A 22,828-nucleotide genomic window follows, 5' to 3' on the forward strand; every position below is an offset into this window, starting at 1 on the left:
CCGCTTAGCTCGCCAACGCGGCGCGAATCTTCGCGATCACCGTTTGCGCGGCCTCTTCGACCGGCAGCAGCGTCGCTTCGGCGTCACGGCGGCCCTGGTATTCGAGCTTGCCTTCTTTCAGGCCACGGTCGCCGATCACCAGACGATGCGGCACGCCGATCAGTTCCCAGTCGGCGAACATCACGCCCGGGCGCTCGCCACGGTCGTCGAGAATGACGTCGATGCCCGCTTCGACCAGTGCCGCGTACAGCTTGTCGGCCTGCTCGCGCACGGCGTCGCTGCGGTCATAGCCCATCGGGCACAGCACGACTTCGAACGGCGCGATCGATTCCGGCCAGATGATGCCTTTGTCGTCGAAATTCTGTTCGATCGCGGCGCCGAGGATACGCGTGACGCCGATCCCGTAGCAGCCCATTTCCATCGGCTGCGGCTTGCCGTTTTCGTCGAGGCAGGTGGCGTTCATGGCTTCCGAATACTTCTTGCCGAGCTGGAACACGTGGCCCACTTCGATCCCCCGGCAGATGTCGATCACGCCCTTGCCGTCCGGCGACGGATCGCCCTTCTTCACGTTGCGAATATCGGCGACGACCGGCTCCGGCAGATCGCGGCCCCAGTTCACACCGGCAATGTGGTAATCCACCTCGTTCGCGCCGACCACGAAGTCGCTCATGTTCGCGACCGTGCGATCCGCGACGACCTTGACCGGCTTCTTCGTGTTGATCGGACCGAGGTAGCCCGGCGGCGTGCCGAAGGTCTCGACGATCTCGGCTTCCGTTGCCATGCGGAATTCGGCCAGGCCCGGCAGCTTGCTCGCCTTGATTTCGTTCAGGTCGTGATCGCCGCGCAGCATCAGCAACCAGATGGTCGGCTCGGCGCCCTCGTTTTCGGTCGCAAGAATGATCGACTTGATGGTGCGTTCGAGCGGAATGTTCAGCAGCTCGGCGACGGCCTCGCACTTCGCCTTGCCCGGCGTGGCGGTTTTCGTCAGCGCTTCGGCCGGCGCCGCGCGTTCCGCGTACAGCGGCAGCGCTTCGGCCGCTTCGACGTTCGCTGCGAACTCGGAGGTCGGGCAGTAAGCGATCGCATCTTCACCGGTGTCGGCGATCACGTGGAATTCGTGCGAACCGCTGCCGCCGATCGAACCGTTGTCCGCCGCCACGGCGCGGAAGTCGAGACCGAGGCGCGTGAAGATGCGCACGTACGCGTCGTACATCTTGCGATACGACTCGCGCAGACCTTCCGCGTCTTTGTCGAACGAGTACGCGTCTTTCATGATGAATTCGCGACCGCGCATCACGCCGAAACGCGGACGGATCTCGTCGCGGAACTTCGTCTGGATCTGGTAGAAATTCACCGGCAACTGACGGTAGCTCTTGATCTGATTACGCGCGATGTCCGTGACGACTTCTTCGTGGGTCGGTCCGATCACGAAATCGGTTTGCTTGCGATCTTTGAAACGCAGCAGCTCGGGACCGTACTTTTCCCAGCGGCCGGATTCCTGCCACAACTCGGCCGGCTGCACGGCCGGCATCAGCAGCTCGATCCCGCCGGCCCGGTTCATTTCTTCACGCACGATGGCTTCTACCTTGCGGATCGAGCGCAGGCCGACCGGCAGGTAGTTATAGATACCGCCGGCCACGCGACGGATCATGCCGGCGCGCACCATGAGCTTGTGGCTGACGATCTCGGCGTCGGCGGGCGCTTCTTTGAGCGTGCCGATAAAGAAACGGGAAGCTTTCATTCAGATTTTCCAAAAGCGGCGGCTCCGGAAGGACCGCCCGAAAGGTGAAAACGGTGGGGAATCGACACAGACCCGGCGCTTTGTCAGCCCGGTTCGCCCGACGCCTGGCACAGCGCTGCGCGCTTACGTCTCAGCGCGCTTTTGTGCGCTTCGGCACGCTTTTGCGCGCCGCCGAAGCCGCCGCGCAAAGCCTTCACACACGGGATAAGGCACGGAAAGACTGACAGGCTACCCCAAACGCGGGGCCTTTTGCGGCGAATCGTTCCAATCTGGTGCGAATCGGTGCGTCGGGTCCGTTATCTGTTTATAATCAAAGCAATTTTAAAGGATTCGAAGGTGGTTGTATGCTGGATCGTGAAGGCTTTCGCCCGAACGTCGGCATCATCCTCTTGAACGCGCACAACGAGGTGTTTTGGGGCAAACGGCTCCGTGAACATTCCTGGCAGTTTCCGCAAGGGGGCATCAAGTACGGAGAGACCCCCGTGCAAGCGATGTATCGGGAGTTACACGAAGAAACCGGGCTGCTTCCTGAGCACGTCAAGGTGATCGGTCGCACGCGCGACTGGTTGCGTTACGAGGTGCCTGACAAGTTCATCAAGCGCGAAGTACGCGGTCACTACCGCGGCCAGAAACAAATCTGGTTTTTGCTCCGGATGGTTGGACGCGATTGCGACATCTGCTTGCGCGCCACCGACCATCCTGAGTTCGATGCGTGGCGCTGGAACGAGTACTGGGTGCCCCTCGACTGTGTGATCGAGTTCAAGCGGGATGTGTATCAGTTGGCGCTGACGGAGCTATCCCGCTTCATGCGCCGGGCTGTGCCGCGTGCGGAAAAACCTGTCGGGCACCATGTGCCGCGCTATCCAAGGATAGCGTCGTCAATGGAAAGCCCGCCGGATTCCACGATAATGACGGTGACCACGGTGACATCTGTCAGCATCGAAACATCGGTTCACACCACGATCGCGTCCGATTGCGGTTCGGGTTCCGGATCGGAGCCCGAGGTGGGCGCCGCGTCGGAGCATGAGGACGAGGGCGAATCCGCTCGCGAAACCGCCGGTTCGCTATTCCGCCCGGGCGCGCGCAATTAACAACGCTGTGCGGCTGTCCTGGCCGCCTCAACCGGCGCGGCTCACTGAGCCGCGCCGGTGTTTCGAGGAAATCATATTGAAAGCACTTGCTCTCGTCGTGGCGTGCGTCGCCACCGGCGCCCTGCTGGCTGGTTGCTCGAGCGCCGGCAAACCCACCAATAAAGACGACAGCGCGTTCGTCTACCTGCTGGACCGCCAGGGTAGCTGGGTCGAAAACAAGGTGGACACGTTGCCGCCGCTGCCGCAAGACGCGAATCTGCTGCCGTTTGCTGTTTCGGGCAATACCCCGCTGCAGTTCGCGGTCGACAAGAATTCGCTGACTGTCGGTACCGACGGCGTGGTTCGCCTCACCGTCGTCGTGACGAGCCCGAGCGGCGCGCGTAACGTGATCTACGAAGGGATTCGCTGCGACACGTATGAATGGCGCCAGTACGCGAGCCTGAATGCGGATCACGATGGTTGGGACACCACGGTCGCGAACGGTTTCACGCGCATCGAAGACGGTGCGTTGAACGCGTATCAGTCGGCGCTGTACCAGGACTATCTGTGCGCCAGCAAGATGCCGACGGGCAACGCTCAACGGATTCTCGAGAACATTCGCTACAAGCGCACCGCGGCTTCGTTGATCCGTTGAGGGTGGTTGTTCCTGAGCGAGTTGTTCGAGGTCGCAGCGGGTCATGGATGTGAAAAAAGCCGTTTCAGCTTGTGCTGAAACGGCTTTTTTGTCTGTGCCGCGCGCCGGCTCCGGATCTGCTGCGAACCGGCGTCAGGTTCAGACCAGGACCAGATTGTCGCGATGAATCAACTCGGGCTCGAGCATGTAGCCCAACACGGATTCGATCTCGCCACTCGGGCGACGCTGAATCAGCTTGGTTTCCGCGCTGCTGTAGTTCGTCAACCCACGCGCCACTTCGCGCCCCGCCGCGTTCAGGCAAGCAATCACCTCGCCGCGCGCGAACGCACCCTGCACGCCGACAATGCCGATGGGCAGCAAGCTCTTGCCGCCGTCAGTCAGCTTTTCGACCGCACCGTCGTCGATTACGACATGGCCGCGCACTTGCAGGTGGTCCGCCATCCATTGCTTGCGGGCCGCCATGCGCGCGGTGCGTGCAATAAGCTGCGTGCCGATCGCTTCACCCGACGCCAGCCGTGACAGCACGTCCGCCTCGCGGCCGCTTGCGATCACCGTATCGGCGCCGCTGTGTGCCGCGCGCTTGGCGGCGAGAATCTTGGTCAGCATGCCGCCGCGCCCGAGGCTGGAGCCGGCGCCGCCCGCCATTGCCTCGAGTTCTGGTGCGCCGGCATCGGCTTGCTGGACGAGCGTGGCGTTCGGATCCTTGCGCGGATCCGCAGTGAACAGCCCTTGCTGATCGGTCAGAATAATGAGCGCGTCGCCCTCGATCAGATTCGCGACCAGCGCGCCGAGCGTGTCGTTGTCGCCGAACTTGATTTCGTCGGTGACGACCGTGTCGTTCTCGTTGATGATCGGCACCACGCCAAGGCGCAACAGCGTCAGCAGCGTGGAACGCGCGTTCAGATAGCGCTCGCGATCGGCCAGGTCGGCGTGTGTCAGCAGAATCTGCGCGGTTTGAATCGAATGCTCGGCAAAGCGGCTTTCGTAGACCTGCGCGAGACCCATCTGACCCACGGCCGCAGCGGCCTGTAGTTCGTCGATTTCACGCGGACGTTTGGTCCAGCCGAGCCGCTGCATACCTTCGGCAATCGCACCGGAACTGACCAGCACGACCTCTTTGCCTTGCGCGCGAAGCGCCGCGATCTGCGCCGCCCAGCGGCCGATCGCGGCATGGTCGAGGCCGCGCCCGTCATTCGTAACAAGGCTCGAACCGACTTTCACTACCAATCGCCGTGAATCTGCGATGACGGAACGCATTGTGCGCTGTCTCCAAGTTGACGCGTGATGCAAGCCGGCAACCCGCCCAGGCGCGCCGGCGCTCGTGCTTTCTTATTCTTGCGGGTCGACGCTGGATTCGTCCGCGGCCGCCGGCGCTGCCGGTTTTTCGCGGAAACGTACGTCGGCGGCGAGATCTTCGGCTTCGGCCGCACGCTGCGCGTCCGAGTGCGAGGCGATGTGATCGAACACCGCATAGCAAAGGTTCTCGCAACCTTGACCGGTCAGCGCCGAGATTTCGAACACTGGGCCGTCCCAACCGAAGCCTTCGAGGAACGCCGAAACGCGCGCTTCGCGTTCGTCTTCGGGCACCATGTCGAGCTTGTTGAGGACCAGCCAGCGCTTCTTCTCGTACAGCAACTCGTCGTACTTGCGCAGTTCGTTGACGATTGCCTTGGCTTCCGCGACCGGGTCGACCGCTTCGTCGAACGGCGCGAGGTCGACGATATGCAGCAACAGGCCGGTGCGCTGAAGGTGACGCAGGAACTGGTGACCGAGGCCGGCGCCTTCCGCCGCGCCTTCGATCAGACCGGGAATGTCCGCAATCACGAAACTGCGACTCGGCCCGACACGCACCACGCCCAGGTTCGGCGCGAGCGTGGTGAACGGGTAGTCGGCGATCTTCGGCCGCGCGTTCGACACCGACGAAATGAAGGTCGACTTGCCGGCGTTCGGCATACCGAGCAGACCGACGTCGGCCAGCACCTTCAATTCAAGGCGCACCATGCGGCGCTCGCCCGGCTTGCCGTCGGTCTTCTGACGCGGCGCGCGGTTCGTACTGGATTTGAAATGCAGGTTACCGAGACCACCCGCACCGCCTTGGGCGATTTGCACGCTCTGGTTGTGTTCGGTCAGATCGGCGATCAGCTCACCCGTTTCCATATCGGAAATGGTCGTGCCGACCGGCATGCGCAGCGTGATGTCGTCGCCGCCCTTGCCGTAGCAGTCGGCGCCGCGGCCGTTTTCGCCGTTGCGCGCCAGATGTTTTTTCGCGTAGCGGTAGTCGATCAGCGTGTTGATGTTACGGTCCGCGACCGCAATCACGCTGCCGCCCCGGCCCCCGTCGCCGCCATCCGGGCCGCCGAACGGAACGAATTTCTCGCGGCGCATCGACGCGCTGCCATCCCCTCCGTCGCCGGCGATGACTTCAATCCTCGCTTCGTCAATGAACTTCATGCGTAACTCCGTCCCGTGGTGTGCTGCCAGATGGTGCTGCCAGATTGAATGCTACTGGATGTATTCGTTGCTGCTATTTTGCCGCGCCAGCCACGTGCCGATCAATCGATCGAACGGCATAGGACTGACGGCATGAGCGGCGCATTCACGCCCATTCGTCCGGCAAAAGCCGGCGGAATAAAAAAAGCCCCGCTAACTTCGCGGGGCCTTTTACCGGTCCTGAAGCCCGTGCCTGAGTAAGCTCAGACTGCTGCCGGGACGACGTTGACCATGTGCTTCTTCGCTGCGCCTTTCGTCGAAAAATTGACGTGGCCGTCCGTCAGCGCAAACAAGGTGTGATCCTTGCCGATACCGACGTTTTCGCCCGGGTGCATACGCGTGCCACGTTGACGAACAATGATGCCGCCAGCGTTGATAGCCTGACCGCCGTAAACCTTCACGCCGAGGCGCTTCGATTCGGAGTCGCGGCCGTTGCGGGATGATCCGCCTGCCTTTTTGTGTGCCATTTGATTTGCTCCTTAACCGTTGCGCTTACGCGTTGATCGCGTCGATGCGCAGTTCGGTATAGTTCTGGCGGTGGCCGCCATGCTTCTGGTAGTGCTTCCGGCGACGCATCTTGAAGATGGTCACTTTCTTGTGACGACCTTGCGACACGACGGTAGCCTTGACGGAAGCCCCACTGACCAGCGGCGTACCGAACTTAATCGATTCGCCTTCGCCCACTGCGAGAACCTGGTCGAGCGTGATTTCAGCGTCAATGTCTGCCGGTATCTGTTCTACTTTAAGTTTTTCGCCGACGGCAACTTTATACTGCTTGCCACCGGTTTTTATGACCGCGTACATTGAGAACCTCACTCTGTGTTCATTTTTTCCACGCACCGCGCGCGGAAACCCGTGATTATACATAGAGTTAGCTACGCGGTCAAAACTCATTGAGAGACACCGTGCAAGGTGCCTGGCGCCTCGCGGCCGCGCCCCAGCGCACGGCCCAGCCACCGCCGAGCGCTCCCTACGGCAGCCCGCGACACGGAACTGCCGCGATTCGCCTTATAATTCGCGGCACTACCCAATTCAGCCATCATGTCGTCGACTGCCACCCCCTCCTCCAACGCCGCCAGCCTGCTCGCTCCGATCGCCGAAGACATGCAGCAGGTCAACCGCGTCATCAGGCACCGTCTAGCGTCGGACGTGATGCTGATCAACCAGATCTCCGAGTACATCATCAGTGCCGGCGGCAAGCGTCTGCGGCCCGCGCTGTTGCTGCTGGTGGCCGGCGCGCTGGGTGAAACCACGGGGCACCGGCATGAACTGGCGGCGGTCGTCGAGTTCATCCACACTGCCACGCTGCTACACGACGACGTGGTGGACGAATCCGATCTGCGGCGCGGCCGCCAGACCGCCAACGCGCTGTTCGGCAATGCCGCGAGCGTGCTGGTCGGCGATTTCCTCTACTCGCGCTCGTTCCAGATGATGGTCGGCGTTGGCAAGATGCGCGTCATGGAGATTCTGTCGGAGGCGACCAACATCATCTCCGAAGGCGAAGTGCTGCAATTGCTGAACATGCACGACGCGGACGTGGACGAAGCGCGCTACATGCAGGTGATCCGCTACAAAACCGCCAAGCTGTTCGAGGCGGCAGCTCAGCTCGGCGCAGTGCTGGCCGGCTCGGACGCGAAGACTGAAGCCGCCGCGGCGGAATTCGGCCGGCGCATCGGCACCGCGTTCCAGATCATGGACGACTGGCTGGACTACACGGGCACGGCCGAATCGATGGGCAAGAATGCCGGCGACGATCTGCGAGAGGGCAAACCGACCCTCCCTCTGATCTATCTGATCGAACGCGGCACGCCCGAACAATCGGCGCTCGCCCGGGAAGCGATCGAGCAGGGCGGGACCGCCCGATTCGACACGATCTTCGAAGCGATCACGCGCTCCGGCGCGCTGGATCACACGCTCGAATGCGCGAAACAGGAAGCGCAGGCCGCAGCAGCAGCAATTTCTTCATTTCCCGATTCCATTTTCAAAGATAGCCTGCTAGAATTATGTTCTTACTCGACGGCAAGACAGTCTTGAACGAGACTGAAACACCGTAAGAGTCCAGCAGTACCAAATCGGGGTGTAGCTTAGCCTGGTAGAGCGCTACGTTCGGGACGTAGAGGCCGGAGGTTCGAATCCTCTCACCCCGACCAAATTTGCCTTGATGTTGAAGGCTCGAAAAACCGCCCAGCTTGCTTGGCGGTTTTTTGTTTTGGATCGGCGGTTTGTGGGCTAGCCCAATGAGCGCTGCGCAGATCGCGCAATCTTTGTCGCCGACTACGGCATCCCTATCGAATCAGCCCACCGAACTCGGTCGGCGCACGCGAGACATCAGCGAATCTCGCTATCTTTCATCCGACGACGCCCCACCTCGGCGAGTTCACAACGCCCGCCAAGATAAATCCTGGCAGCAGGCTTCCGCGCTGTCGCCGCGCAAAATGACGACACCCGTCGCTCTAATAAGTCGATGCAATCCGATCAATATCTGCGCCGAGCGATTATTTATCTCGCCGCCACTCAGCCATCTCATCTTAATAATAAGAAGAAATTCAAACCATTAAAAGATAGGCAAAGAAGCTTGCGCTATGAATAAACCCGGAATAATATTGAATCCAACCAAACGCCTGCCGGATATATTTCGGCATGCAAATCAAACTCAATCAGTAGCCTTGCGATGAGAGCCAGCCCAGCAGGCGGTTCGGTACGGCTACGCCGTCCCACCGTGCGTTGCAGTCCGCGAGACGGATTTAACCAGGAAATTTAGTTTAATACTTTGAGCTTTAAACCAATCTGATAAGGCTTCGCGACTTTCCAAGAAATTCCTATTAACAGCTTCGCAAATTAAGACTCACATTCAATTCAGCTCATCTGAACAAGATCTACGCTTTACTCGGCCAATGCATCCCATCAAGCTCGCCCCCGCCTATGCGATTAATCCCATCAATTTCGAGCACCCTTGTGGCGCCGATCTGGAATACGACGCTGAATTCATCGCGTTGCAGCAGATTGCAGCGGGCAGTCGCGAGCAACAATTTGGCGACACGCTGATTCCAGCCATCGCGCCGGACTGGCGGCGCGTGGCGGCGTTGGCGATCGCGTTGCTCGAAAGATCGATCGACGTGCGCCTCTTCGCACTATTGACGCTGGCCTGGACCGCCATTGAGGGCCTTGAAGGCTACGCGAAAGGCATTTCGCTAACGGCAGACGCGCTCGACCAATTTTGGGGGCCTATTCATCCTCAGCTTCAGGCGGCCGGTGAGTTCGATCCACTTCCGCGGCTGAACGCATTGGCCGCATTCACGGATCGCGAGACGCTTGGCCACGCGGCACGCGGGGCCACGTTGCTGCACTGGCGGCTGGGCCCGTTATCCCTGCGGGACGCGGCGGCCATTCTCGAAGGAAAGCCGGCTTTGGCTGCAAACACGGCTTCCTTGTCCAACGCCGAGCTGCAGGCGGAGTTGCGCTCGGTGCTGCGTGGCGCGTCCGGCGAACTCGCCGTTGTACGGCAAGTGCTCGATGCCATTGAACGCATCTCCGGGCACGTCTCGGTGAATCTGAACGACACGTGGGTGCCGGATTCCAGCGCCGTTGAACATCCACTGCGCTTAGTCTCGCAAGCGGCCCACAACCCGGAGGGCGCGAACCTGCTGTCGGTCACCGACCATCATCAATTCCGGCGAGCTACGAATATCCGATCCGAACAAGGTGAAGAGGCGTATTTACGTCAGGGGCCCGTCCAGGACGAGCGTTCCACTCGGTCGACCGTCGCAACCGGGCGGATTCAGCACTGCGATCCCGAACCTGCGTCGGCATCGGCATCGCTATCCGCACACGACGTCGACGGCCTCCTCGAACCCTCCACCGGCCCCATCGTGCTCCGTTCACGCCACGACGCCCTGCTCGCACTCGACAGTGTATGTCGCTACCTGGAGCGCACGGAGCCCGGCCATCCCGCGCCTCTGCTACTACGCCGCGCGCAGCGTCTGATGCACATGAACTTCTACGAAATCGTGCGCGACATGGCGCCTGCCGCGTTGCCACAACTCGACGCTCTCGCGGGTGAGACGCAGCGACCCACCGCTAATCCAGGCAACTGACCCAACCCACGAGCTGCGACCAGCCGAAACCACGAGGGAGCACAAGTCAACATGATCCATTCGAACGCATCGAAAGCAAAAGCCACCGGGCAGAAATTCATCGCGAGAAATCGGGCGCCGCGCGTGCAGATCGAATACGACGTCGAGGTGTACGGCAGCGAGCGCAAAGTGGAAATTCCCTTCGTGGTGGGCGTCATCGCCGACCTTGCCGGCAAATCCACCCGGCCTCTGCCCGGTCTCGAAGAGCGCAAATTCATGGAAATCGACGTCGACAACTTCGACGACCGGCTCAAGTCGGTCCAGCCGCGTGTCGCGCTTCAGGTCTCGAACGACATTGCCGGCCACGGCATGCTCGCTGCTGAACTCACCTTCGAGTGCATGGCTGATTTCTCGCCCGCCAGGATCGCGCGCCAGGTGCCCGCGCTCGACCAGTTGCTGCAGGCGCGCGCGCAATTGTCGAATCTGCTCTCCTACATGGACGGCAAAAGCGGCGCGGAAGCGTTGCTCACCGAGGCGTTGAAAAACCCAACGTTACTGAAAGCGCTCGCCGATCCCGCTGTCCCAGCCGAACCGGAAAGCGACATAGCCACCAGATAGACGGCCGACAAAAAATGCGCGCTGCGCCAGCGTGCACGACCTCGACTCAGCATCGCTTTCGGAGATCACCATGACCCTCGCACAGTTTGTCACCCAGCCGTCGGCCAGTCCCCCGCTCACGGCCGAACATTTTTCAGCCGTACTGATGAGGGAATTCAATCCGCGCACCGAGCAAACTCAACAGGCCATTGACGGCGCGGTCAGAACGCTGGCGCTGCAGGCACTGGAAAACGCAGTCGTCATGTCGGACGACGCGTACCAGACAATCCAGACGGTGATCGCTGAAATCGACCGCAAGTTGTCGCAGCAGATCAACACCATTATTCACCACCCCGATTTCCAGCAACTCGAATCGGCGTGGCGCGGCCTGCACTATCTGGTCAACCACAGCGAAACAGACGAGTTGCTGAAGATTCGCTGCATGCCGATCAGCAAGACGGAACTGAGCCGTATGCTGAAACGCCACAAGGGCGTTGCGTGGGATCAAAGCCCCCTGTTCAAGAAGGTCTACGAGGAAGAGTACGGTCAGTTCGGCGGCGAACCGCTCGGCTGCCTCGTCGGCGACTACTACTTCGACCACAGCCCGCCGGACGTCGAAACGCTCGGCGAAATGGCCAGGATCGCCGCTGCCGCCCATTGCCCGTTCATTACGGGCGCCTCGCCGGCGGTCATGCAAATGGCGTCGTGGCAGGAGCTATCGAATCCGCGCGACCTCGGCAAGATTTTTCAGAACAGCGAGTACGCCGCGTGGCGCCATTTGCGTGAGTCAGACGATTCCCGCTATCTCGGCCTGACCATGCCGCGATTTCTCGCACGCCTGCCGTATGGCGCGCGCGAGAATCCGGTCGACGCATTCGACTTCGAGGAAGACACGGAGGGCGCCAATCACGAGCGCTACACATGGATCAACTCCGCGTACGCAATGGCGGCCAACATCAATCGCTCGTTCAAGTATTACGGCTGGTGCACGTCGATTCGCGGCGTCGAATCCGGCGGCACGGTGCAGGATCTGCCCACCCACACGTTTCCCACGGACGACGGCGGTGTCGATATCAAATGTCCGACTGAAATCGCCATCAGCGACCGGCGCGAGGCGGAACTCGCCAAAAACGGCTTCATGCCCTTCGTGCATCGCAAGAACTCCAATTGCGCGACGTTCATCGGTGCGCAATCGCTGCAGCGGCCGGCCGAATACCACGACGCCACCGCAACCGACAACGCGCAACTGGCCGCGCGTCTGCCCTATCTGTTCGCGTGCTGCCGCTTTGCTCATTACCTGAAGTGCATCGTGCGCGACAAGATCGGTTCGTTCAGGGAACGCAGCGACATGGAAGCCTGGCTGAACAACTGGATCATGAATTACGTCGACGGCGACCCGATCAACTCGTCGCAGGACACCAAGGCAAGAAAACCGTTGGCAGCAGCACAAATCGTTGTCGAAGACCTGGAGGACAACCCTGGCTACTACAGCGCCAAATTCTTCTTGCGTCCGCACTTTCAGCTGGAAGGGCTCACCGTCTCATTGCGGCTGGTTTCGAAGTTGCCCGCGCTGAAAGACAGCGCGGCATCGCCGCAACAGTTCTGAACATCGGGTCACCACATTCGCTTCATCGAAAAGGGAACAAAAAATGTCAGTGGATATGTACTTGCGGGTAGACGGCGTCACCGGCGAATCGAAAGACGCCAGCCATAAAGGGTGGATCGACATCCAGTCCTATTCGTGGGGCGCGGCGCAGCCCGGCAATATGGCAACAGGTAGCGGCGGTGGCATCGGCAAAGCCAGTTTCCACGATCTGACAGTCGAAACCTTCATGGACAAAGCCGCGCCGGCGATCCTCAAGTACTGCGCCAACGGCAGACACTTGCCACAGGTCGAGGTCTCGGTGTGTAAAGCGGGCGGCTCGCAGATCGAGTATCTGCGCATCACGCTGTCAGAGGTGCTGGTCACGTCCGTCCTGCAGAGCGCCGCGAAAACATCCGAGGCGGTGCAAGTCACCTACGCGTTCCAGGCAGCCAAGGTGAAGAAACAGTATTGGGAGCAGACCGACCAGGGCAATCGAGGCGGCGAAAGCGTGCTCGCCTGGGACGTCAAGCAGAACCGCGAAGTTTAAGCGCGCTTCCCTTCTTCAGCGAGTGGCAGGGCAATCAATCAAATGCCACTGCCCGTATGGCTCTCCTGCGAGCGAGACTATCTGTGACCGAGCCTTTTTTCTTGCGCGAGCCGCTGGATTCCGCGGCACCGCGCCGTGGACCGCGTTTCGACGCTCAGCCGATGTTGCTGGATCGCCTGACAGCCCAACGTTCTCCCGCATCGAGCGGGCCGGCCGAACGCTGCGCGCCGCCACATACCGCGTTGCGCACGGCATTGCGTGAATCGATTCTGCGCGATCTCGGCTGGCTCATGAACAGTGTCCCGCTCGGCGCCATCGACAATCTCGACGCCCATCCGCACGTGCGTCGCTCGGTGGTCAATTTCGGCATGAACACGTTGTCCGGCTCGTGCGTTCCGGCCAACGGCTGGAGCCAGATCGAAGGCGCGATTCGCGACGCGATCACGCTGTTCGAGCCGCGCATTCTGGCCGACAGCATCGAGGTGCGTTGCCCCGCCGGGCCAAACGCGGCTCGACCGGGCAACACGCTGCCGCTGGAGATCAGCGGGCAGTTGTGGGCGGGCGACGTGCCGCAGGCGTTTGTGCTGCGATCGCAAGTCGAGCTCGAGAACGGCCGCATCACGTTGCACTCGCAGGGTATCGCGTAATGGATGCACGCCTGCTCGACTACTACAACCGCGAACTCGCCTATCTGCGAGAACTCGGCGCCGAGTTCGCCGAAGCGTTTCCGAACGCCGCCGGCCATCTCGGCATGCACGGCACGCGCGTGCAGGACCCGTATGTCGAGCGGCTACTGGAAGGTTTCAGCTTTCTGACCGCGCGTATTCAGTTAAAGATGGACGCCGAATTTCCGCGCTTTTCGCAGCGGCTGCTGGAGGTCGTCTACCCGAACTATCTGGCGCCGTTGCCGTCCATGGCGATCGTCGCCGTGCAGCCCAATCTGCGTGAAGGCAGTCTGCACGACGGCTACACGTTGCCGGCCGGTACCCCGCTACGCGCGCACCTCAGCGAGGGCGAGCAGACCGCCTGCGAATTTCGCACCGCTCATGCGCTGACCCTTTGGCCGCTACGCATGGCGGAGGTCAGGCTGCGCGGCGCGCCTACCGAGTTACCGCTGGCACGACTCAACGTTCAAGGTGAGGTACGCGCCGCGTTGACCATACGGTTTGAAGTCTGCGGCGCCGACAATCTGAGCCAGATGCCGCTCGACGCTTTGACGTTTTTCCTCGGCGGCGCGGAAAACCAGGCGCTGCCCTTGCTGGAACTGGTGCTCGCACACTGCGTCGGCGTGGTCTGCAGTGACGGCGCGCAGACCGCAGACCGTTGCTCGCTGCTCGACGACGGGGCCGTCCATCACGAAGGATTCGACGCGGCTCAGGCGTTGCTGCCTTACGGCACGCGCTCGTTCCAGGGCTATCGGCTGCTGCACGAGTACTTTGCGTTCCCGGCACGCTTCCTGTTCTTTAGCATCAGGCATCTGCGCCGGGCGTTACGCCAGATCGGCGGCACGACGTTTTCGCTGACCCTTCTGCTCGACAAGGCGGCGCCCGAACTCGAGCGCTCGGTCGACACCCGTAGTCTTGCGCTGTTCTGTACGCCGGTCATCAATCTGTTTCCGAAACGCACGGACCGCATCGCGATCACCCTGCAGCGTCACGAACATCATCTGGTGGTGGACCGTACAAGGCCGCTCGACCACGAGATCCATACCGTCGAGAAAGTGACCGGGCACCCGCAGTCGGCCGGCAGTCACTGCGAGTTTCGGCCGCTCTACGGCACGATTTCAGGCGACGCGCCAAGCGGCCACGGGCGCTATTTTTCGGTCCGTCGCGAACCTCGTATCGGTAACGCCGCGCGCGGGCAGCGACGCGGTAACGCGCCGGCCGCCTATAGCGGCAGCGAAGTGTTCCTGTCGCTGGTCGACCAGTATGACGCGCCGTTTTCGGACGATCTAAGTCAGTTGTCGGTGGAAGCCCTCTGCACCAATCGCGACCTCGCGCCGCTGATCCCGCTTACCGACAGCAGCGATTTCAGCTTGCGTATTTCCGCCCCCGTCAGCGCCGTCAAGGTGCTGCGCGGACCCACGCCGCCGCGCCCGGCGCTGGCCGATAGCAACATCACCTGGCGGCTGATCAGTCACCTTGGTCTGAACTATCTGACGCTAACCGATCTCGACGGCGGCGAAGGCGCACACGTGCTGCGCGAGTTGCTCGAACTTTATGCGGGCGCCGCGCAAGCCGACGTGACGCCGCAGATCCACGGGCTGCGCAGCGTTCAGGTTCAACCCGTGTACCGTCAGTTGCCGCAGCCGGGCCCGCTGATGTTCGGCCGCGGCGTAGCCGTTTCGCTGATGCTCGACGAACTGGCGTTCGCCGGCGCCAGTCCCTATCTGTTCGGCGCGGTGCTGGAGCAATTCTTCGCCCGCCATGTGTCGCTGAACAGCTTTAGCGAGCTCGCCGTGGCAACGTTGCAGCGCGGTGAAATCAGCCGGTGGGCGCCGCGTGCCGGCTGCCGTCCAATCGCATGAACCGCGCCGCTCATCCGTCGCTGCCACGCTTCTGGCAACAGGTCGCCAACGCGCCACACGCGTACGACCTCTACGCGCTGTTGCGCTGGCTCGACGCCCGCGCCGGCGCGCCGGCGCGTCTTGGACACGCAACTCATCCGGGCGACGAACCGCTGCGCATCGGCCAGCAGCCGTCGCTTGTGTTCGCACCCGCCGCGCTGGCGAGCGCAACGCCGCCGAAAGAAGGTGTACCACCGCGCTTGTCGATACACGGCTTTGGCCTGTTCGGCCCCAACGGTCCGTTACCGCTACATTTGACCGAGTACGCCCGCGACCGGGCGCGCAATCACGACGACCCTGCACTGATGGCATTCGCCGATCTGTTTCATCACCGGCTGGCGCTGCTGTTCTACCGCGCCTGGGCCGACGCGCAAGCCACCGTGAGCCTCGATCGTGGCGCGGGTGCGCGCTTCGACGCTTATGTCGCGAGCCTGATTCATCTGGGGCTGCCGTCGCAGACTCGGCGCGGCGACCTGCCGCCTCACGCCTGCCATTTCATGGCCGGCCATCTGGTGCGGCAAATCCGCAATCCGGCTGGACTTCAACAGATCCTGGAAGCGTATCTCGGCGTGCCGGTGACGATCGTCGAGTTCGTCCCGCACTGGATTCCAGTCGAAGCGTCGCAATGCACCCGGCTGCGCGGCAGCATGGCGACCCGCAGGCTTGGCAGCGGCGCGCTACTCGGCGTCGCCGTACGCGACGTGCAGTCGAAGTTCGAGATCAGGCTCGGCCCGTTAACGCGCGCCCAGTTTTTTGCCCTCTTGCCGCGCACGAAGCAGGCGCGCCAACTGGTGCAATGGGTGCGTCTGTACGCGGGCGTCGAATGGGCGTGGGATCTGCGGCTGATTCTTGCCGCTGACCAGGCGAGTGGCGCCAAGTTGGGCAGTAACAGCCCGCCATTGGGCTGGGGCAGTTGGCTTGGCACTTGCGCTTACGTCAGCGCCGATGCTAACGCCCCTACCAATACCAACTTCACCGCCAACACCACCGATTTCGTCTACCAGCCCGAACTATACGAAGACGAATACGAATACGAGCACGAGCACGAACCCGAAACCGAAGCCGCCTGAGCCTCTCCCGAAACCGACCTCCCCGCGCGCCCGTTACTCACGAGACTTCACGAAACCTGTCATGAACCACATCGTCACCGCACGCACCCCGCTCGATCCGGCCATGCTCGCTTTCCGTTCCCTGACCGGCGTGGAAACGCTGTCGTCGCTGTATGAGTTTCAGGTGGAACTGGTGAGCCCTTCCCCATCGCTCGATATGAACGCGCTTCTCGGCAAACCGCTCTCGCTGGATATCGTCACGAGTTCGGGCGCGCTGCGCCATCTTGGCGGCCAGATCGCGCGCTGCGCATTTACCGGCCGCGAAACCAGCACGGTGCGCAGCTATGTCTACGCTGTCACGCTGCGTCCGTGGCTTTGGTATCTCACGCTGAACAGCGACTGCCGCAGCTTCCAGAACCTGTCGGTCGTGGAGATTCTGCGGCAAGTGCTCGGCAAATACAGCTTCCAGGTCGACGAACGTCTGCTGTCCACGTATCGCAGTTGGGACTACTGCGTGCAGTACGAGGAGAGCGATTTTGCTTTCGTCAGCAGGTTGATGGAACAGGACGGCATCTACTACTTTTTCCGTCATGAAGCGGACCAGCAAGTGCTGGTGCTGGCCGACGACCTCAGCGCACACGACCCGCTGCCAGGCGAGGCGACATTATCCTGGCTCGCCTCCGACCGCCTCGCGCTGCCCACGGAAGAAGGCGTCGAGGCCTGGCATCCGGCGGTCGAACTGAGCTCCGGCGCCTACAGCGTCGACGACTACGACTTCCGCAAACCGCAAGCCGATCTGTCGCAGGTGCGCGCCCGGCCATTAAGCGCCGAGCACGGCCGATACGCGAAATACCAATGGCGAGGCGGCTATATCGAAGCCGATCAGGGCGAACACTACGCACGCGTGCGTCTCGAAGCGGAACAGGCCAGGCACGCGCGCGTTCAGGCGCATACGCGTTCGCGCACGATCGCACCAGGCTACCTGTTCACGTTGCAGAACTGTCCACGGCAGGTGGAGAACCGTGCCTGTCTGATATTCGGCGTGAGCTATCGACTGCAGGAAGGCGGCTACGCAACCGGCAGCGGCAACGCGCGCTACGAATTCGATTTCATCGCGCAACCCGCATCGCTGCCGTATCGCGCGCCGAGCGTGACAGCCGTGCCGAAGGCGACCGGTCCACAAACCGCCGTGGTCGTCGGCCCCGCCGGCCACGAGCTTTGGACCGATCAATACGGCCGCGTGAAATTGCAGTTTCGCTGGGACCGTTACGGCACGCGCGACGAAAACAGTTCGTGCTGGGTGCGCGTGTCGAGCGCATGGGCCGGCGCCCAATTCGGCGGCATTCATGTGCCGCGAATCGGTCAGGAGGTCGTGGTCGACTTTTTGAATGGCGAACTCGACCGGCCGCTCGTCACCGGCCGCGTCTACAACGCCGATCAGATGCCGCCGTTCAGCCTGCCGGAAGCCGCGACGCAAAGCGGCTTCGTCACGCGCACACCCGGCGGCACGCGCGCGAACGCCAACATGCTGAGTTTCGAAGACAAGCGAGGTGGGGAAAAAGTCAGCCTGCACGCGGAGCGCGACTACGCGCTGTCGGTGGAAAACGACGCGACGCACGACGTCGGCGGCGACAAAAGCGAAGCGGTGGCGAACAACACGTCGACCACGGTCGGCGGCAGTTCATCCGTCTCGATCAAGGGCGACTCGACCTCGATCACACTCGGAACCTCCCGTTCGTTTACGGCGCATCAGATTAGCGTACTCGGCACGGGCCTCAGCATGACGGGAGCGAATGCGGGCGTGACCGGGTCAGCGATGTCCGCAAACGGCTCCTGGGTCGGCGCGAATGGATCGAGCGTCACCACGACGGGGTCGTCGGTTTCCTCGACCGGTTCATCGGTTTCCTCGACCGGCTCTTCGGTCAGCAGCACCGGTTCGAGTGTGAGTGCGACCGGCGTGTCGTATAGCACCGTCGGCCTGTCGGTCACGTTCTGAAAGCGGCCATACAAACCCAGTCGCCATGAAAATCATCAAGCCCGCGCCACTCGGCATCCTGACGCGCCCCTACCGCGCGCACGGCCGCGAGCACCTCGGTATCGCGATCCCAGTCATGGCGACGCTCGGCGCGACGCCGCGAATCGTGAGCGAATCCGAGTTGTGGAACACGGTCGGCGAGGAACTGGCAGGCTACACGCTCGACGCGGCATTGCCCAAGTCGCACGCCGAGTTTCTGGTGTCCGCGAATGCCTACGGCGAGTACTGCAACCGCGGCAACGACAGCAACGACAGCAACCACGCTAACTGCTGCCACGTCGGCATCCGCTTCGCGGGTGTGGAGAAACGGTTGCGCGTGTCCGGCGAGCGGCACTGGCACGGCGACTTAGCCACGGCGGCCGAGCCGTTCGAGTCGCTACGAATCGACTGGCCGCATGCCTATGGCGGTGCCGGTTATGCGGACAACCCCGTCGGCCGGGGATTCAGCAGTTCAATCGGCGACCACCGGGACACCCCGACGCCCCTGCCCAATATCGAATATGCGGCGAATGTGCTCATGCAACGCGGGCAACATACGGCGCCCGCCGCCTTTACGCCGATCGCGCCGAGTTGGCCGCAACGCAACGCACTCTTTGGCCGGTTAGACGAGGCATGGCATGAGCAGGATCGCCCCGGCTTTCCCCGCACGATGGACCGCCGCTATTTCAATGTCGCGCCGCTGGACCAGCAATTGCCGGCACACACCGCGCTGCCGGATGGCGCGGTCTATGAAATCACGCGCCTGCATCCCGAGCGCGAAACGATCGCGGGCGTCTTGCCGGGGTTGCGCGCTCGCAGCTTTATTCAGCGCCGTCAGTCCGACGTGCTGACCGAGATCGCGATGCGTCTGACGACCGCATGGTTCATTCCTCATCGCGAGCGCGTGGTGATGATTTTTCACGGTGCTGCGGAAATCGAAGCGTTCGACGCTCATGACGTCGCCTGCTTGTTGATCGCCGCCGAGGCAAGCCAACAAGTCCGATCGGCCGAGCACTACCAGCGCGTTTTCGAATTGCGCATGGACCGCCAGTACGGTGCGTTGCACGCGTTGCGCGATAGCGATCTCATGCCCGCGTCGACAACCGGGTCGACGTGTCACGATGACCGCACGCCTGACGATCCATCGCAAGGAGCATGGCAGCGCAACCTGTTGAACCGCGTTCGCGCGCTGGCCGACGAAGCCACCTTGTCCGCACAGCACGCAGACATCCCGCTCCCCGCCGATGCGTTCGCCGATGCGCTCACCCCGGCGCACCCACCGCAACCCGGCGACCTGGCCGAGTTCGTGCAGCGTCAGGAACAACTGGCGAGCGAACAGCGCGCCGCGCTCGCCCAGGCGCGAAAGCGTATCGAACACGATCACGCCGCCCACTGTCCACCCGCAGCGCCAAGGCGCGGGCCGCCCACGCTGCCTCACGACAACACGCCGCCGCTTCATGCCGGGCAAGCCGAGATGGCCGAGATGGCGCGCGAAGCGACCCTCAAACTCCGTCAGGCTTACCGCCATACCGCGCACTATCAGGAGGCCGCGCCGCGCCTCGGCGCGAACACCGCTGCGGCCGAGGCAATACGTGAGCGCGTCACGGCCCTGCATGCCGCCGGCGAATCGCTGAGCGGCCTCGACCTGACCGGCGCCGATCTAAGCGGCCTGAGTTTGCGCGGCGCGCTGCTGGCCGGCGCGCTGCTCGAAAACGCCGACCTGAGCGGTGCGGATCTCACCGGCGCCACGTTGAGCGACGCAGTGCTGGTTCGCACCACGCTCACCGGCGCCACATTACGCGGCGCGAATCTGACTAGCGCCAACCTCTCGCTGGCGCATTGCGACGACACTGATTTCAGCGACTCGACGCTCGACGGCGCGCTGTTCGAACGCACCCAGTTTCATCAGTGCAAGCTGCGCCGCGCATCGGTCGAACGAGCCCGCTTCAGCCAGTGTCGTTTCGATTCGGTCGATTTCAGCGAAGCCACGCTGAGCGATCTGGCGTTCGTCGAACAGGCCTTTCAGCACGTCGACTTCAGCCAGGCGCGAATCCGCAAGCTGGCGTTGATCCAGTGCACGGCCAACCACGTCAGTTTTGCCGGGGCCGATATCCAGGGTATGGCATGCATCGAAACCTCCGCTGCCGGTATCCGCTTCGATCGCGCCACGTTGCGCCAGGCCTGTTTCGTGAAAGACAGCGTGCTGGATCGCGCCGACTTCTCGCATGCCACGCTCAGCGAAGTGAACTTGCGTCAGGCCAGCGCAAAGGGCGCCAATTTCAGTCATGCGCGGATCGATGGGTCCGACTTCTCCGACGCCTGCCTGAACGGCGCCAATCTGCAAGGCGCGCGGGTCGAGAACGGCTACATGGTGCGCACCGATCTACGCGACGCGAGGCTGGCAGGCGTCGACCTGATCGGCGGTTATCTGCGGGGCGCCGATCTGCGCGGCGCGAGCCTGCACGAAGCGAATCTGTTTCGCGCCAATCTCGCCGAAGTTTTACTGGATGACGTTTCACGGCGCGGCGAACGCGGGCAATTCGACGGCGCTTATCTGGAGCAGGCCGTGTTCCACCCGTTGGCGGATCGCGCATGAGTCTCACACGCAAACAGCTTCAGGAGACGATCCGTCGAGGTGAAGTCGTCGAGCGGCAAACGGTGGGACCGCTCGACCTGACGCAATGCGATCTGTCGGGCGGCATCTTCGCCAACGTCACGTTCAGCGGCACGCACCTCGCTCACGCACGCCTCAGCGAATGCGTGTTCAACGAGTGCAGCTTCGCGGAAGTCGATCTGACTTGCGCCGACCTGTCGAAGAGCGTCTTCCTGAAAGGCGAATGGGCGCGCACGAACCTCACCAACACCACGCTCGACGATTGCCGCTTCACCGGTACGCGAGCGAGCGGCACACGCTTCACGCGTGTGCGCGCCGCTCGTGCCGCCTTTCTTCAATGCGACCTGAACGGCTGCCAGTTCGACTCGGCGCAATTCGACTTCGCCTGTTTCGACCAGACGCCAATGGCCGGCGCGGACTGGTCGGCCGCCTCGATTGGTCAGAGCCTGTTCTACCGGCTGGATTTGCGCGACGTGCGTTTCGCGCAGAGCCGCTTCGAGCGCGTTGTTTTCAGCGAATCGAATCTGGCGGAACAAACGTTTCGCGGACAGACGTTCGACCGATGCCAGTTCATTCGCGCAGAACTTCGCCATGTCGACTTCACCTCGGCGCGGCTGCCGTACTGCAATTTTCAGGGTGCCGGACTCGACCACGCAGTGCTGGACGACGTGAATGCGCCCTTCGCCAATTTCTTCGAGGCGCGGGCGAGCCGCACGCAGTGGCGTAACGCGCGCTTGCCGAACAGTATCTGGGTCGACGCGCGGACGGCACGCGCGGACTTCAGCGGTGCGGATTTGTCCGGCGCGGTGTTTCATCGCACCGATGCGAGCGGCGCGCGCTTTGTGAAGACGCGACTCGACGGTGCGGATTTTTCGTCGGCGCTACTGCAAGGCGCGGACTTTCACGAGGCGTTGCTGGCGCGAACGCGCTTCGATGGCGCGCGCGTGCGTGCTGAGCGCGAGCGCGTTCAGGCGGACAGCACCCATGCCGGCAGCGACCGCATCCCCGCCGAGCGCGACCCGCCGCCGATCGCCCTGCAAGACCGCCCCGGCGTAGCCGCCAGCGACACCGCACTGGAAGCCGCGCGCGTCTGGTCGGCACGTCGGAACGAGCGCGCAGCACTGTCCTCCACTTCGGAATCTCCATGACATCGACCGTCGCCGAATTAAGACCGCCACTGGCCATGGCCGCCGAAACCGGCGAAACCAGCGAAAGCGCCGGCACCGTGCTCGCGCTTCTGCACGACGATCTGCTGCTGGTGGCCTGCGCAAGCGCCCGAATAACTTGCCGGCGCGCATTCAGTTGTCTGGTCGCGCCAGAGATCGGCGACCGCGTCGTGGTGAGCCACATCGAACCGCAGCGCCCCCATGTGCTCGCGATCCTCGACCGGCCTCACGGGCGCGGCGCATGCATTCGTGTCGATGGCGATCTGGTGCTCGAATCGTCGAATCATCTCCATTTTCGCGCCGGACAAAACCTTCAACTGCACGCGGGCGACCATCTGGCGTTGCACGGCAAGCGCCTCGCCCTCGAAGCGGACGAAGCGGCGCTCGTCGCGCGTAAAGCCTCGCTCGACTGCGCGGAATTCGAAGGGCATGCCGGTGCGCTACGGCTCATCGGTAAAAGCCTGGAGAGCGTCTTCGAGCGAGTCGTGCACATCGCGAAAGCAAGCTTTCGCACGGTCGAGACGGTCGATCACCTGCGTTGCGCCCATCTCGACTATGCCGCTGCGGAAGCCGCGCGCCTGCATGGCAAGCACACGCTGCTGACCGCCGAGCGCCTCGCGAAGCTCGACGCTCAACAAATCCACCTCGGCTAGGAGCATCC

The 22,828-nt window shown here is 62.5% G+C and carries 19 protein-coding genes and 1 tRNA gene; 15 read left to right on the forward strand and 5 right to left on the reverse strand.

Annotation, left to right across the window (positions count from 1 at the left end):
* Positions 1-4: 4 nt before the first annotated feature.
* Entirely contained in the window at positions 5-1,741 is a 1,737-nt protein-coding gene (locus tag BX591_RS28245) for a proline--tRNA ligase (protein ID WP_111934624.1), read from the reverse strand.
* Between the two features lie 344 nt (positions 1,742-2,085).
* Here BX591_RS28245 and BX591_RS28250 point away from each other — a divergent pair, with 344 nt between their 5' ends.
* On the forward strand, positions 2,086-2,832 hold the full coding sequence (locus BX591_RS28250; RefSeq protein ID WP_111934625.1) for an RNA pyrophosphohydrolase: 747 nt from the start codon (positions 2,086-2,088) through the stop codon (positions 2,830-2,832).
* Between the two features lie 76 nt (positions 2,833-2,908).
* Positions 2,909-3,466 carry a CNP1-like family protein gene (locus BX591_RS28255; RefSeq protein ID WP_111934626.1) on the forward strand — a complete coding sequence of 186 codons (558 nt, stop codon included), beginning with the start codon at positions 2,909-2,911 and terminating at the stop codon, positions 3,464-3,466.
* 138 nt (positions 3,467-3,604) lie between these two features.
* Here BX591_RS28255 and proB read toward each other — a convergent pair whose 3' ends face one another.
* From proB to rplU, 4 genes are all read right to left on the reverse strand, one after another.
* Entirely contained in the window at positions 3,605-4,723 is a 1,119-nt protein-coding gene (gene proB / locus BX591_RS28260) for a glutamate 5-kinase (RefSeq protein WP_111934627.1), read from the reverse strand.
* 72 nt (positions 4,724-4,795) lie between these two features.
* Positions 4,796-5,917: an Obg family GTPase CgtA gene (gene cgtA, locus BX591_RS28265; protein WP_111934628.1), complete on the reverse strand. Its 1,122-nt coding sequence runs from the start codon at positions 5,915-5,917 to the stop codon at positions 4,796-4,798.
* Positions 5,918-6,159: 242 nt separating this feature from the next.
* On the reverse strand, positions 6,160-6,423 hold the full coding sequence (rpmA, locus tag BX591_RS28270; RefSeq protein ID WP_007180330.1) for a 50S ribosomal protein L27: 264 nt from the start codon (positions 6,421-6,423) through the stop codon (positions 6,160-6,162).
* A 25-nt stretch (positions 6,424-6,448) separates the two neighbouring features.
* A complete protein-coding gene (gene rplU / locus BX591_RS28275; protein WP_007747161.1) occupies positions 6,449-6,760 on the reverse strand; it encodes a 50S ribosomal protein L21 in 312 nt (103 codons plus the stop codon).
* Between the two features lie 237 nt (positions 6,761-6,997).
* Here rplU and BX591_RS28280 point away from each other — a divergent pair, with 237 nt between their 5' ends.
* The 13 genes from BX591_RS28280 to BX591_RS28340 all read left to right on the forward strand — a co-directional run bounded on the left by BX591_RS28280 (position 6,998) and on the right by BX591_RS28340 (position 22,820).
* A complete protein-coding gene (locus BX591_RS28280) occupies positions 6,998-7,990 on the forward strand; it encodes a polyprenyl synthetase family protein (protein ID WP_105509497.1) in 993 nt (330 codons plus the stop codon).
* A 39-nt stretch (positions 7,991-8,029) separates the two neighbouring features.
* Positions 8,030-8,106: transfer RNA gene (locus BX591_RS28285), tRNA-Pro, on the forward strand.
* 744 nt (positions 8,107-8,850) lie between these two features.
* Entirely contained in the window at positions 8,851-10,050 is a 1,200-nt protein-coding gene (tssA, locus tag BX591_RS28290; protein WP_111934629.1) for a type VI secretion system protein TssA, read from the forward strand.
* A 51-nt stretch (positions 10,051-10,101) separates the two neighbouring features.
* Complete coding sequence (tssB, locus tag BX591_RS28295; RefSeq protein ID WP_111934630.1) at positions 10,102-10,647, forward strand: type VI secretion system contractile sheath small subunit; 546 nt, start codon at positions 10,102-10,104, stop codon at positions 10,645-10,647.
* 70 nt (positions 10,648-10,717) lie between these two features.
* Positions 10,718-12,232, forward strand: coding sequence for a type VI secretion system contractile sheath large subunit (gene tssC / locus BX591_RS28300; protein WP_111934631.1), 1,515 nt, complete (start codon positions 10,718-10,720; stop codon positions 12,230-12,232).
* Between the two features lie 43 nt (positions 12,233-12,275).
* Positions 12,276-12,758: an Hcp family type VI secretion system effector gene (locus tag BX591_RS28305; RefSeq protein WP_111934632.1), complete on the forward strand. Its 483-nt coding sequence runs from the start codon at positions 12,276-12,278 to the stop codon at positions 12,756-12,758.
* Positions 12,759-12,841: 83 nt separating this feature from the next.
* A complete protein-coding gene (locus BX591_RS28310; protein ID WP_167444633.1) occupies positions 12,842-13,405 on the forward strand; it encodes a type VI secretion system baseplate subunit TssE in 564 nt (187 codons plus the stop codon).
* Entirely contained in the window at positions 13,405-15,285 is a 1,881-nt protein-coding gene (gene tssF, locus BX591_RS28315; RefSeq protein WP_111934634.1) for a type VI secretion system baseplate subunit TssF, read from the forward strand. Before BX591_RS28310 ends, tssF begins: the two co-directional genes overlap by 1 nt.
* Positions 15,282-16,394: a type VI secretion system baseplate subunit TssG gene (gene tssG, locus BX591_RS28320; RefSeq protein ID WP_111934673.1), complete on the forward strand. Its 1,113-nt coding sequence runs from the start codon at positions 15,282-15,284 to the stop codon at positions 16,392-16,394. The genes tssF and tssG overlap by 4 nt, the downstream gene beginning before the upstream one ends.
* A gap of 61 nt (positions 16,395-16,455) precedes the next feature.
* Positions 16,456-18,369 (forward strand): type VI secretion system Vgr family protein, encoded by a 1,914-nt coding sequence (locus BX591_RS28325; RefSeq protein WP_167444634.1) that lies wholly within the window; start codon positions 16,456-16,458, stop codon positions 18,367-18,369.
* 25 nt (positions 18,370-18,394) lie between these two features.
* Positions 18,395-20,983: a DUF2169 family type VI secretion system accessory protein gene (locus BX591_RS28330; RefSeq protein ID WP_111934636.1), complete on the forward strand. Its 2,589-nt coding sequence runs from the start codon at positions 18,395-18,397 to the stop codon at positions 20,981-20,983.
* Positions 20,980-22,149: a pentapeptide repeat-containing protein gene (locus tag BX591_RS28335; protein WP_111934637.1), complete on the forward strand. Its 1,170-nt coding sequence runs from the start codon at positions 20,980-20,982 to the stop codon at positions 22,147-22,149. The genes BX591_RS28330 and BX591_RS28335 overlap by 4 nt, the downstream gene beginning before the upstream one ends.
* Complete coding sequence (locus BX591_RS28340) at positions 22,146-22,820, forward strand: DUF3540 domain-containing protein (protein ID WP_244147145.1); 675 nt, start codon at positions 22,146-22,148, stop codon at positions 22,818-22,820. The genes BX591_RS28335 and BX591_RS28340 overlap by 4 nt, the downstream gene beginning before the upstream one ends.
* Positions 22,821-22,828: the final 8 nt, after the last annotated feature.

Origin of the sequence: Paraburkholderia bryophila, assembly GCF_003269035.1 — a bacterium.
Taxonomy (GTDB): Bacteria; Pseudomonadota; Gammaproteobacteria; order Burkholderiales; family Burkholderiaceae; genus Paraburkholderia; species Paraburkholderia bryophila.